The organism is Actinopolymorpha sp. B11F2 (genome assembly GCF_040195635.1).
GTDB lineage: Bacteria > Actinomycetota > Actinomycetes > Propionibacteriales > Actinopolymorphaceae > Thermasporomyces.
The window spans coordinates 361,715-376,904 of record NZ_JBEFTX010000003.1 but is presented as its reverse complement, the minus strand read 5'-3'; the positions used below and the strand labels follow the sequence as shown (position 1 = coordinate 376,904).

Below are 15,190 nucleotides of genomic sequence, written 5' to 3'. Positions count from 1 at the left end.
CCGCACCGCACCGCACCGCACCGCACCGCACCGCACCGCACCGCACCGCACCGCACCGACGAGCGTCGCCTCAGAACGGCGTGCCGGCCTCTTCCCTGGTCAGGTGAGGTCCGTGTCGTCGTGGCAGGTCGTGCTGCAGGTTTGGCTGCGCTGTTTCGGCTGGCTCGGCATTTGCCCTCTCGGTGTCGGCGGGTTCGGTGGGGTCGGTGGTGGGCGGTGGTTCGGGGTCGACGGTGTAGGTGTGGCCGAGAGGGCTTTGGGTGGTGAGGTGGCCGGGTTGGTTCTGGGTCCACCACCAGCCGCCTTCGTGTTTGGCGCGATGGTGTCTACGGCACAGGGGCGCGAGGTTGCATGCGCAGGAAGGTCCGCCGAGCCGGTGTTCGAAGCTGTGGTCGAGGTCGCACTGCGTGGCCGGTCTGGAGCAGCCGGGTTGGACGCAGCTGCGTTGGGTGGCCTGGATGAGGCGGCGTTGGGTAGCGGTGGGTTTGTAGCGGCGGCTGCTGGCCTGGTGGTAGACGACTTTGCTGTCGAGGGTGACGGTGCGGCAGTACTCGAACCCGCCTGCGGCGGCGTTCTTGATGTCGTCGATCACCGCCGGGGTGATGGCGCCGAGGCCGGCGAGTTCGCCTGTCTTCTCGCCGAGGCGGAGCCAGGTTTCGAGGTCGGCGATGAGTTCGACCTTGGCCACCAGGTGCTCATCACCTGTTTCGGCACACTCCCCGCCATCACCGAGGTCATCCAGGTCAACCCCGGTGTCCGGGCCTGACCATGCCGTGCCGGCGGTGACGTTCGCGCGGCCGCCGAGGTCGATGCCCGCGGCAGGTCCCTGCGAGTCTGCGTCATCGGACGGCTCCGCGTGAGTGGAGGGGCCTGCGTGAGTGGAGGGGCCTGCGTGAGTGGAGGGGCCTGCGTGAGCGGGGTACCCTGCGGTTCGGTTGAGGGCAGTCGTCTCGGCGCCGGTGGCAGGTCCGTTGGTGGATCCGGGCGTAGCGGGGTTGGCGGCGGGGTTTCGGCCGCGGAGTAGGTCGAGGAACACGTCGGCTTCGATCTGCGCCAACGTCCTGCCATCACCCTCGCCCTTGATGCGTCTGGCGACGGTCTTGACGAACACCCGCGCCGCCGCGGTCCCCGCCATCGGCAGGTCCTGACCGGTGATGCTGCCCGTGCCGTCGGGGTTAGCCCCGAACCGGATCCGCCTACCCTGCTGTGCTTCCTTACGGCGTTGTTCAGCACCGTCCGGGTCGAGCTCCAGCACCTTCCGCCGCAACCGCCGCACCAACTGCGCCCGAGTCAAACCCATCCCGGCCGCAGCGTCGGCAGCGAGAATCCACTCCTCCGCCACCCGCGCAAGCTCCGGTGACAGGCCGCACGTCTCCTCGGCGATCGTCCGCGCCTTGCCCAGATTGATGGTCCCCGCCGCGAGTGCGGCCCGAGTGCCTGGGAGTCGTTCGGTGAGTTCGTAGGCGAAGGACAGTTCACGATCAGCCGAGCCCGGCGACATACACAACGCCGCACCCACCTCAGCCGAGGCGAACTCACCAAAACACCGATCCAGCTCGGGCGGCGAATCCGGCTCACACGCAGGAGACCGCGCCACCATCGCCATCGCCCCATACAACTGCGCGTTCGACCACGACACCTGCCGCTCCCACGCCGCCATCACCAGAACCCGCACATGACCATTCACCGCAGCAACATCGATCCCCGCCAACAAAGCGGCAAGCTCAGGACCCGGCGCAGCCGAAGCCAACGCGCTGAGGTCAAGAACCCGAGAATCGAACATAGGAGCGATTTTACCAGTAGTTGATCATCACTGCACCTAGAAATGGCCTTGTTTTCAACGGGTTCAGCCCTCTACCTGCCACCCCTGACGAGTACCCAGACCCGCCAGCGCCCGCGTCATGACTGCCTTCCGGGAAGGTCCCATCGCACCGCACCCAGTCGCGAGCCCAATAGAAGCAACGGCGCTGCAACGGTGCCTGCGAGGGTCCATTGCCCATGCGGGTGGGCCTTTTCTACGGCGGCCAGGCGGCGGTCCTGGTAGGGGTCGCCTTCGAGGTCTGGCCGGCGACACTGCCGGAGTGGGTCGCCGGACCGGCCGCGCGCAACAGCGAAGCCCTGCTGCTGGCGATGCTGCTCGCCGCCTGGATCGAGTTCGCCCGACCACACCTCGTCAGCCGGCCCGCCCGCCGGCGCTGCGTGGTCACGACGGCGACAGCGGCCACGTGCCTGCTCGCCGCGACAGTTCTCCTCGTGGGCGACCTGCCGAGCCGCTTCCGTACCCTCAACGAGCCGTTCCTCGTCGCCGCCGTCCTCATCCCGGCGCTCCAGGCGCGGCGGCCACCTCCGGTGCGGGTCGCCGTCGGCATCACCCTCGCCACGCTCGTGATCGTGGCGGCCACCAGTCAAACCGCGCCCGTCATCCACCTGGCGGAGGCACTTGGTGTCGCCCAGTCGACGGGTTGGTGGGTGAGGTCGCGGGCTATGGCGTACGCACGATCGAGGCGTTCGGGTGCATGCTGCTCGTCCAGCTGTATTTCACCGTCGGGCGCCGCGAGCGGGTCACCCGCGGATCATTCCCCGGCGCCGACGATCGCGGTGACGGCGATCTCGACCCTCATCTTCGGATGACCGAGGCGGCTGACCACGACGGCGGTCCAGATCGGCGCGTGGGTGGGGATACGGGCGCGGAGCTCGCCGCTCATGCTCCCGAACTCGTCGTCGTCGAGCTGGGTGTGGTACGACTGCAGGCTGATCACGTCGGTCCATGATGCCCCCGCGACACGCAGGGTGCGTTCCACATTGTCGAACGCCTGCACGATCTCGTCGTGCCGGCTCTCCGGGAACTCCCCGTCGTCGGACCACCCACCCTGCCCCGCGGTCTCGACGCGGTTGCCGACCCGTACCGCCTGCGAAGAGTAGCGCCGGGCAAGCTGGGCCTCGCCGTAGCCGGGTTTCACGAAGAACTCCGGTCGTGTCATCTCACTCCAGCCCTGTGGTGCGACGGCCGCCACGCGGACCTCGACATGCATGCGCGGTCCGAGCTTGGGCAGGCCGACCCTCGTCCAGATCGGTGCATGCGACGGCATGCGGGTGCGGAGTTCGGCGCTCATCACCGCGTCGACCTCGGCCTCCCAGTCGCGGTCGATGACGTGGTACGAATGCACCGCGGTCACGTGGTCCCACGACGCGCCGGCGCCGGCCAGAACGCTCGCTACGTTGTCGAGTGCCTGGACGACCTCACCGTGCACCGTCGGCGGGTAGTCGCGGGTCCTCGTCCAGCCCCCCTGGCCGGAGGTCTCGATCGTCGTGCCGAGCCGTACGGCCTGGGCATAGGCCGACGACCCCAGCTCCGGGTCGGCCGGATCCGGGAACTCCGGTCTACGCAAGTCCCGGGCGCCAGGCGCGTCCGACCCATGCACCTGGGGCCAACGCTCCGGCTCGACGGCGTCCGGGCCAGGTGGCGGCGTCAACCGGCGCTGCCGTACGGACGGGTGATGATCTCGAGGAAGTGACCGTTCGGGTCCTCCCAGTAGACGCCCCGGCCGCCGTCGTTGGTGTTGAACTCCCCCGGCCGGTTGCGTCCCGGGTCAGCCCAGTAGTCCAGCCCACGCTCGCGGATCCGGCCGAAGATCTCGTCCCACTCCGACTCCTCGACGAGGAAGGCGTAGTGCTGCGGGTGCACAGGCCCGTGGTCGTCGGCGAAGTCGAGCGACACGTCGTTGGAGACCTGGACGACCATGAACGGCCCGTACGACGTGGGTGCGTCCAGTCCGAGAATGTCGGCGAGAAAGGTGGCAGACTCGCGCTTGTCCTTGGCGTGGACGATGGTGTGGTTGAACTGGACCGGCATCGTGGCTCCTCCCCATGCCCGAACATCCTGGGGATGTCCAGAGCGTCAAACGACATTGACGACCTCGACCGCGACGAAGCCCGCGACCTCGCCGACCAGCCGGACACCCCTAATCCTGCCCTGCGTGGTCGGTTTCCAGAACCGATGATCTGGAAATCCCGAAGTGCTCCGGCGGCGGAGCCGGGAAGGCGTCCTCGGGAACGACACGTGACATCCGGTTGAGCGCCGGCGCGAGACTCGTCTCCTCGTAGTCGAGATGCTCGGTCAGGCGGTCTGCCAGCCGCACCAACGCCCCGGCGGCCGCGGCCTTTGCCGCCTCGTCGCCGGGGAGGCGGGCGAGGGCACGTTCGGCTTCTTCGAGGTCGTCGGTCAGCGCGCGGTGGTCGGCGTCGAGGCGGGCGATCACCTGCTCGAACTCCGGTTCTCCCGCATCCTGCTGCTGCTGGAGCAGAGCGGGGAAGAGCATCGAGGTCTCCACCTCGTGGTGAGCGTGGACGAACCCGCAGAAGCTGGCACAGTAGCGGCGCAGCGTCCAGCCGGGCCGGCGGAAGGACAGGCGGGTGAGCACGGCCGCCGCGTCGGCCAGGTCCTGGCAGTCCTCGGTGATCACCGCGACCGCGCGGCGGAGCAGGGCAAGGTCATCGCGCATGCCCGCGTGCATCTTGACCAGCCGGGTCAGCGCCCAACCCGCCTCACCCGTGTCCTGCGCCATTTCGCGTACCTCCCGCCTCCTGGACGACATCCGACGTCCAGCCTGCGGCCTGGCACGGCCAGCGGACTGTCAGTGCAGCGCACATCTCGACGGATCGCGCACAACGCTCAGCTGGCCAGCGCCTCGCACTGCCTGCGGTACTCACTGGGCGGCACGCCGTATGCGGAGCGGAACGCCCGGCTGAAGTGCACCGCGCTGCCGAATCCCCAGCGGCCAGCGATCGCACTCAACGGTCTCGTCCGCAGTGCGGGGTCGGCGAGGTCCCGCCGGCAGCGTTCGAGCCGGCGTTGTCGGATTGACCCCGCCACGGTGACGTCCTGCGCCTCGAACAGCTTGTGCAGGTAGCGCAGCGAGATGTAGTGCGCGCCCGCGATGGCGCTCGGAGAGAGTTCCGGATCCGCCAGCCGCTGCTCGATGAACGCATGGACACGGTGGAGTAGCGCCTGCTGCCGGGTGCCGAGTTCGACCGTGGCGGTCCGCCGCAGCTGGGTCGTCAGCGCCACTGTGAGCAGGTCGACCACCGCGGTGCCCAGGCGTACACCTTCGGATGCGGCGCAGTCGTCGAGGTAGCGGGGGAGCTGGAGTGCGAGGGACGAGACGAGGGCGCCGATCCCGTGGTCACCGGGTATGCGCGTACCGGTCAGCTGGGTCACGTCGTCGCTCCGCAGTGGCAGCATCATGCGCGGGATCGTCAGTGCGACGTGGCGGGTGGCCGAATGGATGATCCGGGCCGGCCGCGACGGGTCGAACAGCATGAAGTCGCCCGGCCCGAGGACGCACTCCCGGCCGTCCTGTTGGATGATCAGCCGCCCGACCCGCAGGACATCGATCCGGTAGACGTCTGGGCCTGACAGGCGGATCCGGGCCGGGGAACGCAGGCAGACCCCGGGGGGCATCGTGGCGTCTGCGACGTCGATCGCCCCAACGCTGCCGACGACCATCGAGCAGCTGTAGTCCGACCCGTCGACGAAGCTTCCCTCGAACGGCACCGCTGTGTTGTCGACGACGTCCTGCCAGTAGTCAGGTCGAGAAGCGACCGGCACATCGTCGGTGCGCAGCACCATGCTCATGCCCACCTCCACCGTGCGTCGCGGCCTGTGAGTCTGCCATGAACGGACGTCCGACGACGTTGTTGTCCCGCTCGGCAGTCTGCCTGGGGTGCCAGGGCGCCGCCACCCCTCTCTTGGGGCGTACGGACGAGGTGCGGGCATGGGTTCAATCCGCCGGAGCGGGTCGCTCAGACGCCGGTGCCACTACCTACTACTGCCACTACCACTGCCACTGCCGGACTGGTCACGGGAGGCGAGGATGTCGCGGATCTCCTGCAACAGCTTGATGTCATCGGCCGGAGGGGCCGGCTCCTCCCCGCGCGCCTGGCGCTCCTTGAGCTTGTTGTAGGGCACGACGATCAGGAAGTAGACGACCGCCGAGAGGATGAGGAAGGAGACGATCGCGGTGATCAGCGCACCGAGGGGGATCCCGCCCGGTCGCCAGGCGTTGAAGTCCGGCTGACCCCCGACCATGCCGATGAGGCTCATGATGACGTCGACCGCCTTGGTGACGACGACACCGAACGCCACGGCCATGACGAACGCCACGGCCAGCTCGACCAGGTTGCCCCTCATGATGAACTCTTTGAATCCTCTGAGCATGACCGTCTCCTGGCTTCCTCGTTCTCGAGCGCGCATGCCTGCCGATGATCTGCAGCCTTTCCGGATCATGGCTTTCCGCAAACGTCGTGGCCGCAGGTGGACTCCTCGGCGGTAGGGGGCCGGACCTGGGGCGTCCTTGGCTCCCGGGTCAGCTCTCGGTGAGGGTCTCGAGCAGCGCGCGGGTCTGGCTCTCGCCAGGACGGTGCCCTGTCTCCTGGTGGATCGCCAGCGCCTGCCGCGCGGTGGCCGCGACGCACTCGACATCGCCGCCTCCCGCGAGCTGAACCCGGGCGAGCAACGTCAGTGCCTTTCCCTCATAGCCGCGGGCGTCGATCTCCCGTGCGGTGTCCACCGCCGCCCGGGCGGCGGTGAGCGCCTCGTCGTGGTTGCCGAGCCGAAGGTACGCATGGCCGAGCGCGAGGTGCGCGTCGATGAGCTCGAGCCGGTTTCCGCCCTCGGTGAAGAGGTGTCCCGCCTTCTGCGCGTACGCCACCGCGCCGGCATGATCCTCGCGCCGCAGCGCGGCGTCGGCCTGCAACACCAGGGCACAGCCGTCCACCCGGCCGCTCTGCATGCGTTCGGCCAGGCGTGACACCGTGTCCGCGTGCCGTTCCGCCACCTGTCCGTGGGCCGGGTCCCCACGGAGGTCGGCGAGGTCCCCGTGCAGGTTGGCGAGGTTGGCGGTCGTCACCAGGAGCGCGGAGTCGTAGCGGGCCGCGCGTTGGATGCGGAGGGCTCGATCGAGGCAGTGCCGCGCCTTGTCCAGTCTCCCCTGCCAGCGGTAGACCTCCGCGAGATTCGACAGGGCCGCACTGTGCAGCTGCGGCGACTCGGTCTCCGAGGCGAGTTCCACAGTCCGTTCGAACCGGTCGGCGGCGAGGGCGAGCTGGCCGAGGTAGAGGCGGGCGGAGCCGATGTTCAGCTGGTGCCGCGCTTCGTACTCCCGGTTACCCACCAGGCGGTCGATCACCACGGCGCGCTCCTGCAGCTCGGCGCCCGCGCGGTAGCGGCCCTGCTCGAACTCGACGACGGCCAACTCGTTGTAGGCGACCGCCTCTCCCTCCGGCCACTCCACCTCGTGGCACAGGGCGGCGGCACGGGTGCCGTGCGCCCTCGCCGCGGCGTAGTCACTCACACAGCGGTACGCCTGAGCCAGACTGAGCTCGGAAGCGGCCTCCCCGCCCCGGCTGCCGTCGCGGGTCGCCGCCGCCAGGGCAAGCTGACCGGCCGTGATCCAGTCGCCGGGGTGCCGGCGGAAGAAGTAGAAGCTGCGGAGGACGTCGACGAGGAGCCAGGACGGTACGCGGTCCACGACTCCGGGCTCCGCGGCGGCCTGGACGACGGCCGCCAGGCAGACCCGCTCGGCCTCGAGCCACCCGGCCGCGGCGTCCCGATCGTCGAACTCCGCCGCGGGAACGTCGGGCAGCTCCGGCGGAGGTGGTGAGACGGTGGCCGGCAGCCGTACGACATGCGGGAAGGCCGCGGCCACGGCAGCTGCGGCGGTGTGGAGGTACCAGCTGAAGAGCCGCGTCGTCGCCGCCACCCGTTCGTCCGGGCCGAGCAACTGCGCGGCGTACAACCGGAGCAGGTCGTGGAACGCGTACCTCCCCGGCGGGCGCACCTCGAGCAGGTGGCCCGCGACCAGCCGCCCGAGCAGCCGCCTCGCCTCGCGGACCGGAACGGCGGCCAGCGCGGCGACGGCCGCGGCGCTGAAGTCGGGACCGGGCGCCAGGCTGGCGAGGCGGAACGCCCGCCGTTCCGGTGTCCCCAGCCGCTCGTAGGAGAGGTCGAACGCGGCCCTGAGCGAGCTGTCCTGTCCTCCCTCGATCCCGATCCTGGCGAGCCGGTCGCCGTGCGAGAGCTCGGCCACCACCGCCGCGATCGGTCGATGAGGCTCCGCGGCCAGGTCGGCCGCGGCGAGGCGGAGGGCGAGGGGAAGCTGGGCGCACAGGTCGATCAGATCCACGGCGGCGGCGCGCTCGCCCGCCACCCGACGCTCGCCGAGGATCCGGGTGAGCAGGGCAAGGCACTCGGCGACGTCGAGCCGGTCGAGATCGAGGCGCCCGGCGCCGTGGTGGGCCGTGAGCCCGCTCAGCTGGTCGCGGCTCGTCACCAGAAGCAGGCAGGACGCACTGCCGGGCAGCAGCGGGCGTACCTGTTCGGCGCTCTTGGCATTGTCGAGGACGACCAGCATCCGCTTGTCGGCCAACAGCGACCGGTAGAGGGCCGCGGCCTCGTCGATGTCCAACGGCACCTGGTCCGGCGGCATGCCCATGGCCCGGAGGAAGCCCGCGAGCACCTCACCCGGCTCTCGCGGCGGCGACTGCGCGTAGCCGCGCAGGTCGGCGAAGAGCTGACCGTCGGGGAACTCCCCGGCCACGCGGTGCGCCCAGTGCACCGCGAGCGAGGTCTTGCCGATACCACCCATGCCCGCGATGGCCGTGATCACCACGGCGTGGGACGGCGGGCGGCGGTCGCCGAGAAGGTCGTCGAGCTGGCCGAGCTGGGCGTCGCGGCCGGTGAAGTCGGTGAGACCGGTCGGAAGCTGGCGTGGCACCGGCTCCTGTGGCGTCGCGACCGCCGCCGGCGCTCTGGAACCCCCTGGTGACCGGTGCGGCGGCAGCTCGAGATCCGGGTCGGCGCGCTGGATCTGCTCGTGCAGCTTCCGCGCCGGCCGGCTCGGCTCGACGCCGAGTTCGTCCCGCAGGAGGCGGCACAGCCGCTGGTACGCGACGAGGGCATCCGCCTGCCGGCCGCACCGGTAGAGGGCGAGCATGAGTTGGGACCACACCCGTTCGCGGAACGGATCGGCTTCGGTCAGGGCCTCCAACTCCTCCACGAGGTCCGCGTGGTTGCCGAGGAGCAGGTCGGCGTCGATCCGCGTCTCCACGGCGGACGTGCGCCGCTGGTCGAGCCGATCCGCCGCGGTCCGGATGATCGGCGTCGACGGCACGTCGGCGAAGGCCGGCCCCCGCCACAGCTCCAGCGCCTCCGCCAGGAGCCGCCGGGCGGTGTCGGCGTCCCCGTCGCGAAGTGCCGCGCGCCCTTCGGCGTCCAGGCGGTCGAACCGGCCGGCGTCGATGTCCTCGTGCGGGAGGCGGAGCTCGTAGCCGGGCGCCTTGGTCCGCAGCACGGTCGCGTCCCCGTCACCGAGCGCGCGCCGGAGCCTCATCACGTAGCCGTGGATCTGGTTGACCGCACCGCGTGGCTGGTCCTGCGGCCACAGCTCCTCGGCGAGCTGATCGACGGGAACGACCTGGCCGTCCGCGACGACGAGGCGGGCGAGCAGCGAGCGCCACTTCGCCGCGGTGACGGACCGCCAGCCCTCACCGGTCCCGACTTCGAGCGGGCCGAGGACCCGGATGCGCACTGCGCAGCCTCCCTCCGGCCTACCTTCGTACCGACCTCTCATTGTGGAGATGTACGCAACAACCGGGGCCGCTGGCTCAACCCGGACCCGGCGCACGGGACAGGACGCGGGCGTACTCCGTGACGTCCGCGACCTGTGCAGGCAGGCGCTCGAGGCGGTCGAGGACCTCCCGGTCGGCGCGCTCTGCCGACTCCACGCCAGTGGGACTGAGCGCGACCTCGACCCACTGCCGGAGCTTGGAGAGCCGCATGCCGAGGAGTCGAACCAACAGGTCCGGACGGCGCGGCACGCGGTGGCCGCCGGCTTCCTCGTACGCCGTCAACATCTGCCGGACGAGCGCGACGTCCGGGCGGTCGCGGCCCCGCATCGCGAAGACGGTCGCGACGTGCGCGGCCTCCAACGGTGCACTGTCGGGGCCCGCGACGTCCCAGTCGATGAGCACCGGCCGCCAAGCCGCCCCGCCGCCCTCGCCGGTCGGCGTCATCAGGACGTTCCACGGCTCGAAGTCGCGATGGGTCAGGACGTACGGGCCGGTCGCGGAGAACACGTCGAGGATCCGAGCACCCAGCTCGTGGATCAGGCCGAGCCGGTCGGCGAGAGTGGCTGCCCAGGGGCGGTTCTGCGCGCGCCCTTCGCCCAGCCACTCGTTCCACCGCTCAGGCGGCAGGGGCGTGAACTGTCCGTACCACCAGGACAGTGCAGGTGTTTCCGCCAGCTGCTGCAGCTGATGGATCCGGGCCAGCGTGGTACCCAGCCAGCCGGCGATCTCGTCGCCGGACTCGAGCGGGCGGTGTTCGAGGTACGGATAGGCACGGAACACCCCGTGCCCGTCGATCGCCGCGGCCGCGCCGAACTGGGGCGCGGGCGGCTGGATCGGTTCCACGGTGTCGACGCCGGCGTCCAGTGCCTGGCGTTCGATGTCCATCGCACGTTCGAGGTCGGCGCGCCACGGCACCTCCGGCCCCTCCCAGAACCGCTTGACCAGCGCGGAGCCCGACGTCGTGTCCAGCCGCCAGGTCTCCTGGCTCACGTGCCGGACGGGAACCATCGGACCAGTGGCCGGCCCCAGCCCGAAGTGCTCGGCGACGAGCTCGGCCGCAGGCGGTCCGGACATCGATGACCACTCCCTGACTCTCGGCGGTACAGTCACCCCGCGCAGGCATGGCGGAACTCTCGCGAAGGCTCGACACGCAAGGACCGTATCCTCGTGCACCTGCACGGCGTCGCACCAGCGATACCTCCTGCACCACACACTCCGCGGCCTGATCGACGCCACGCACCACTGCGACAAGGAGTCGCCCATGACCGCCACCGCCACCTCGGGCGGCACCAGGCCACGACGCGCCGAGAGCCTTGGCGGCGAGAGGCGTGACTTCGACGGGATGGTCGCGGTCGTCACCGGCGGCTCGACCGGCATCGGCCGGGCCGTGGTCGACCGCCTCGCGGCCGGTGGAGCGTCGGTGGTCTACTGCAGCCACGACCCGCGGACGGTGACCGCGACCGAGGTCGAAGGCGTGAACGTGACCGGAGTTGTCGCCGACGTCCGTTCGGCCGACGACATGCGCAGTCTGATGTCCGAGGCGGTCGAACGCCATGGTGGGCTCGACATCCTCGTCTGCAGCGCGGGAATCCAGACCTACGGCACGGCGGAGGACACGACCGAGGAGGACTGGCACGCCGTCCTCGACGTCAATCTCTCCGGCATCTACCGGGCGGCGAAGTTCGCCATCCCCCTCCTGCGTGAGCGCGGCGGCGGCACCATCGTCGCCATCTCGTCGGTGCAGGGCCGGGCTCCCGCCCGCCGGGTGCTCGGCTACTCGGTGAGCAAGGCCGGTGTCGACGCGCTCGTGCGTTCGATGGCGGTGGATCACGCATCCGACCGGATCCGGGTCAACGCGGTGGCACCCGGGCCGGTCGACACTCCCCTGCTACTGACCAGCGATCCCGGTCGGACCCCAGCCCCGGAGCCGCCCGCCGAACCCGACCGGCCGGCCGACCTGCCGGACACGCCCCAACCGCGGATCGCCCGGGCCGAGGAGATCGCCGAGGTGGTGGCGTTCCTCGCCGGAAGAGCGTCGTCCTACGTCACCGGCGCGACGTACGCAGCGGATGGCGGGATGGCGGCCGGCCAGGGCGGCGTGCTGACGGTGCACTAGCGAAGACCTTCGTCGGTCGTCAGTGCTCACCAGCGCACAGCTGGCGCGAGGCAAGATCGTCTTGACGACGAGGCGATGAGCGGGGCACTGCGACGAGCCGGCTGACGGCGAGCCACCCAGTGTGGTGCTCTACCATCCGAGGAGAGAACGCGGTACAGCGGAAAGGTGGCTCGACCTCATGGCCGGACGGGCCCTGCGCAGTCCACGACGGGCACAGCTCGACGTGCTCCGCAGCGCAAGCACGCGATCACAGGTCTACGCGCTGCTCCGCCGAGCCATCGTCTCCCTCGATCTTCTTCCTGGACAGGCGTTGTCGGAGAACGAGCTCGCCGCCCGGCACAGCGTGAGCCGTACCCCGGTACGCGAGGCACTGATCCGGCTCGCCGACGAGAACCTCGTGGAGGTCGCACCCCAGCTAGGGACTTTTGTCTCCAGGATCAGCGTGCGCGACGTCATCGAGATCCAGTTCATCCGCGAGACCCTCGAACGCGCCTCACTGCCCCACGCGATCAAGAACATCACCTCCACCGACGAGGCCTACCTCCGCGCTCTGCTCGACGAGCAGGAGGAGGCCGGACGCAAGGGCGACCTGCACCACTGGTTCGCCACGGACGAAGCCCTGCACCGGACCCTGCTGGAGATCGGCGGCCACCCGCGCGTGTGGCCGATCGTGTCGTCGGCCAAGGCGCACCTGGACCGGGTACGCATGTTGAGCCTGCCCGATCCGACCATCCTCGGCGAACTCCTCACCCAACACCGCGCCATCGTCGACTTCGTCACCTCCAAGCAGCGCAAGAAGGCCGACGAAGTACTGAGCCACCATCTGCGGATCGCGCTGGACATCCTCGAACCGCTCGAGCAGGAGCACCCCGACTACTTCGTTCTCGACGAGGAGGAGGACGAGGTGAGGGAGGCGCCGGCCCCGCGGCCAGTCAAACGGACCGCCACGAAGGCGGCGTCTCGACGCCGGCGCTGAGCACCCGCGGTCAGCAGGAGTCCGGCCGTACGTCGAATGCCCTTGTTGCCCTGTGCCCAGACCAGTTGGCCGGGCGCGTGGTCACGTGGTGGACGGGCGCGGCGGCGGTGGAGGAAGCTCGGCGAGCTCCGCCAGGCCGGGGATCGACGACGTGTCCGCGGACTCCGGCCGCGCCCAGGAGCTGTTGGGAATGAGGGGAAACCAGCCCGGGCGCAGCGCGTCGCGGTCATAGGCGTAGCTGCCGAGCCGACGGAAGAGTTCGGCATAGTGCTCCAGCCGGTCGCGGTCGAGCTCGACACCCAGACCGGGTCCGGTGGGCACTGCGATCGCGCCATCGTGGTAGGTCATCTTGCCGCCCACGAGAACATCGTCGACGAGGTGGTGGTAGTGCGCGTCCGCCGCGAACGTGAGCGTCGGCAGGACCGCGCCGAGATGGAGCATGGTGGCGAGCTGGATACCCAGTTCACCGGAGGAGTGGACGCAGATCTGCTGCTGGAACGTCTCGCAGACGCCCGCCGCCTTGATGCAGGCGCGGATTCCACCCCAGAACGTCGTGTCCAGCAGGATCGTGTCGACCGCCGGATCGCGCAGGTTCGTGGCGAGCTGCTCGAAGGTGACGACGACCGCATTGGTGGCAAGGGGAATCGCCACCGCGTCCCGCACCTGGCGCATGCCGTGCAGGCCCCACGTCGGGTCTTCGTAGTAGTCGTTGTTCAGGTCCTCGATCGCCCGCCCGAACCTGATCGCCTCGTCCACCGACAGCACGCTGTTGGGGTCGTAGCGGACCCGGTCGTCCGGCAGCGCCTCGGCGAGGGCCCGAAAGCACGCCAGCTCATGGGCGGGTTCGAAGACGCCACCCTTGAGCTTGTGGGTGGTGAATCCGTACCTCTCCTTGAGTTCCTTGGCGTGCTGGACCAGTCCGCCTGGGCTGAAGATCTCCCCTTGGCCTGTCGCCGGATGCGCGTACCGGAAGAACAGATAACTCGCGAACGGCACCGTGTCGCGGACCTTCCCGCCGAGCAGGTTGTGCACCGGGACACCGAGCGCCTTGCCACAGAGGTCGAGGCAGGCGAACTCGATCGCGGCCAACAGCTGCGTCCGGTTGTTGTAGAGCGACGCCGTGGGATTGGCGATCTTGAACCGCAGGGCCTCCAGCTCGAACGGATCGTGCCCCACGAGATACGGCTTCAGCCCGTCGAAGTCGGCGGGCTGGCCGCCACCGCCCATCTCGCCGAGACCGGTGATCCCCTCGTCGGTGTCGACTTCGATGATCGTACGCACGAACCGTCCCCAGTGCGCGCCGTTGGAGTGGCGGAGCGGCGCCTCCAGCGGAACGGTGATCGTGGTGGCCCGCAGGTCGGTGATCTTCAACGGCTACTCACTCTCCACGATTTTCCGTACTCCGACTGGCGAGGAGCTACCATACTAGTCGCCCAATTTGGGTACATCTCGTAACTTTCGGTGAGGGCCACCCTGATCCAACTGGGCGCTGCATGAGGGAGGCCTGCCCCAATAGGGCATTGCATGAGGGGCAACTTGTCCAATAGGTCCGCGTGAGGGGGACCTCCTCCAACGGGGCCTCACATGGGCGGCGCCGCGGGTCTTCCTCAGCCCTCGCCAGCCGACCCGCCCGGATACAGCCAGGCGGTCCGTCGTGGGCCAGGCGCTGACAAGCATGTACGGAACATGCGCCGGGTACAGCGACGCCACTTCCGCCGCCGGCTGCGCGACCTCTTCCCGCGGATTGCGCAGCTTCGATGCGGCGGAAGCCCTTAAAGGTCGCGCACATATGTATGCGCCGGCTAAGGAGCGAGCGTCTGGGGTTTGGCGGTGATCCGGATCGTCGACGCGGTGGACGTCTCGGGCGTGGCGTCACCGTTGGTGCCGGCGGAGTAGGCGATCCGTACCTGGTGTGGTGTGCGACCTGAGACCACCGATCCGGTGTCGACCCTCAGGACGTATTCCACCTCGACTCCACGCCCCGTGTCCTCGTGCGACGGCTGCGACGTCTTGTCGGAAAACTCCAGGTCGATGGCGTAGGTCCGGTCGTCAAACCCGTCGGACGTCGGGTTCGCCCGAGTCAACCAGCCCTCGAACGCCAGCATGTCGATGGACCCGCTGCGCAACGGCTCGATCTGCCTGAAGTCCGGATCCTCCCCGAAGCGTCGGTAGGACTCCTGGTCGTCATAGTGAACGAAGTTGACCGCGTGGGGGAGCGTCAGCGCATCGCCGGAAACGCCGATCGGCTGGAAGATCCGATCCGCCGCACCGCCGTATTTCGCCACGATCGGCGGAAGCTGGCTGAGGTACTCGCCGAACATCGCGGCGTCGCGGATCCAGATCAGGACGAGTTGGTAGTAGGTCTCACGGGGCTCACTCATGATCACTCCTTCTCTCGCGTGTTAATGCGACACCTGTAGCGCCAAGCGAGCGTACCCACCACCGACGCGCTAGTGCAACATCTGTAGTGT

At 69.4% G+C, this 15,190-nt stretch carries 13 protein-coding genes; 3 read left to right on the top strand and 10 right to left on the bottom strand.

From position 1 onward, the window contains the following. Window positions 1–70: 70 nt before the first annotated feature. Window positions 71–1,783: an HNH endonuclease signature motif containing protein gene (locus ABN034_RS08170; protein WP_349690381.1), complete on the bottom strand. Its 1,713-nt coding sequence runs from the start codon at window positions 1,781–1,783 to the stop codon at window positions 71–73. A 215-nt stretch (window positions 1,784–1,998) separates the two neighbouring features. On the opposite strand from ABN034_RS08170, the gene ABN034_RS08165 reads away from it, so the two are divergent. Next, window positions 1,999–2,631 carry a hypothetical protein gene (locus ABN034_RS08165; RefSeq protein WP_349690380.1) on the top strand — a complete coding sequence of 211 codons (633 nt, stop codon included), beginning with the start codon at window positions 1,999–2,001 and terminating at the stop codon, window positions 2,629–2,631. Here the strand turns inward: ABN034_RS08165 and ABN034_RS08160 are convergent. The 7 genes from ABN034_RS08160 to ABN034_RS08130 form a co-directional block, all read right to left on the bottom strand. Next, window positions 2,574–3,473 (bottom strand): Rid family hydrolase, encoded by a 900-nt coding sequence (locus tag ABN034_RS08160; protein ID WP_349690379.1) that lies wholly within the window; start codon window positions 3,471–3,473, stop codon window positions 2,574–2,576. The genes ABN034_RS08165 and ABN034_RS08160 overlap by 58 nt on opposite strands. Beyond that, a complete protein-coding gene (locus tag ABN034_RS08155) occupies window positions 3,470–3,853 on the bottom strand; it encodes a VOC family protein (RefSeq protein ID WP_349690378.1) in 384 nt (127 codons plus the stop codon). Before ABN034_RS08155 ends, ABN034_RS08160 begins: the two co-directional genes overlap by 4 nt. Window positions 3,854–3,962: 109 nt before the next feature. Beyond that, window positions 3,963–4,565, bottom strand: a complete 603-nt coding sequence (locus ABN034_RS08150; RefSeq protein ID WP_349690377.1) for a hemerythrin domain-containing protein — start codon at window positions 4,563–4,565, stop codon at window positions 3,963–3,965. Window positions 4,566–4,672: 107 nt separating this feature from the next. Further along, the gene (locus ABN034_RS08145; RefSeq protein ID WP_349690376.1) at window positions 4,673–5,635 is read right to left on the bottom strand and encodes an AraC-like ligand-binding domain-containing protein; all 963 of its coding nucleotides are present in this window, start codon (window positions 5,633–5,635) and stop codon (window positions 4,673–4,675) included. 183 nt (window positions 5,636–5,818) lie between these two features. After that, window positions 5,819–6,217, bottom strand: a complete 399-nt coding sequence (gene mscL, locus ABN034_RS08140) for a large conductance mechanosensitive channel protein MscL (RefSeq protein ID WP_349690375.1) — start codon at window positions 6,215–6,217, stop codon at window positions 5,819–5,821. A 148-nt stretch (window positions 6,218–6,365) separates the two neighbouring features. After that, a complete protein-coding gene (locus ABN034_RS08135; protein WP_349690374.1) occupies window positions 6,366–9,587 on the bottom strand; it encodes an AfsR/SARP family transcriptional regulator in 3,222 nt (1,073 codons plus the stop codon). A 76-nt stretch (window positions 9,588–9,663) separates the two neighbouring features. Continuing rightward, window positions 9,664–10,701: a phosphotransferase enzyme family protein gene (locus ABN034_RS08130; RefSeq protein ID WP_349690373.1), complete on the bottom strand. Its 1,038-nt coding sequence runs from the start codon at window positions 10,699–10,701 to the stop codon at window positions 9,664–9,666. 187 nt (window positions 10,702–10,888) lie between these two features. On the opposite strand from ABN034_RS08130, the gene ABN034_RS08125 reads away from it, so the two are divergent. Both ABN034_RS08125 and ABN034_RS08120 read left to right on the top strand, forming a co-directional pair. After that, a complete protein-coding gene (locus tag ABN034_RS08125; RefSeq protein WP_349690372.1) occupies window positions 10,889–11,743 on the top strand; it encodes an SDR family NAD(P)-dependent oxidoreductase in 855 nt (284 codons plus the stop codon). A 178-nt stretch (window positions 11,744–11,921) separates the two neighbouring features. Next, window positions 11,922–12,719, top strand: a complete 798-nt coding sequence (locus tag ABN034_RS08120; RefSeq protein WP_349690371.1) for a GntR family transcriptional regulator — start codon at window positions 11,922–11,924, stop codon at window positions 12,717–12,719. Between the two features lie 81 nt (window positions 12,720–12,800). On the opposite strand, the gene ABN034_RS08115 is transcribed toward ABN034_RS08120, so the two are convergent. After that, window positions 12,801–14,090 (bottom strand): enolase C-terminal domain-like protein, encoded by a 1,290-nt coding sequence (locus ABN034_RS08115; protein WP_349690370.1) that lies wholly within the window; start codon window positions 14,088–14,090, stop codon window positions 12,801–12,803. A gap of 431 nt (window positions 14,091–14,521) precedes the next feature. After that, the gene (locus ABN034_RS08110) at window positions 14,522–15,100 is read right to left on the bottom strand and encodes a DUF1330 domain-containing protein (RefSeq protein WP_349690369.1); all 579 of its coding nucleotides are present in this window, start codon (window positions 15,098–15,100) and stop codon (window positions 14,522–14,524) included. Between the last annotated feature and the right edge of the window lie 90 nt (window positions 15,101–15,190).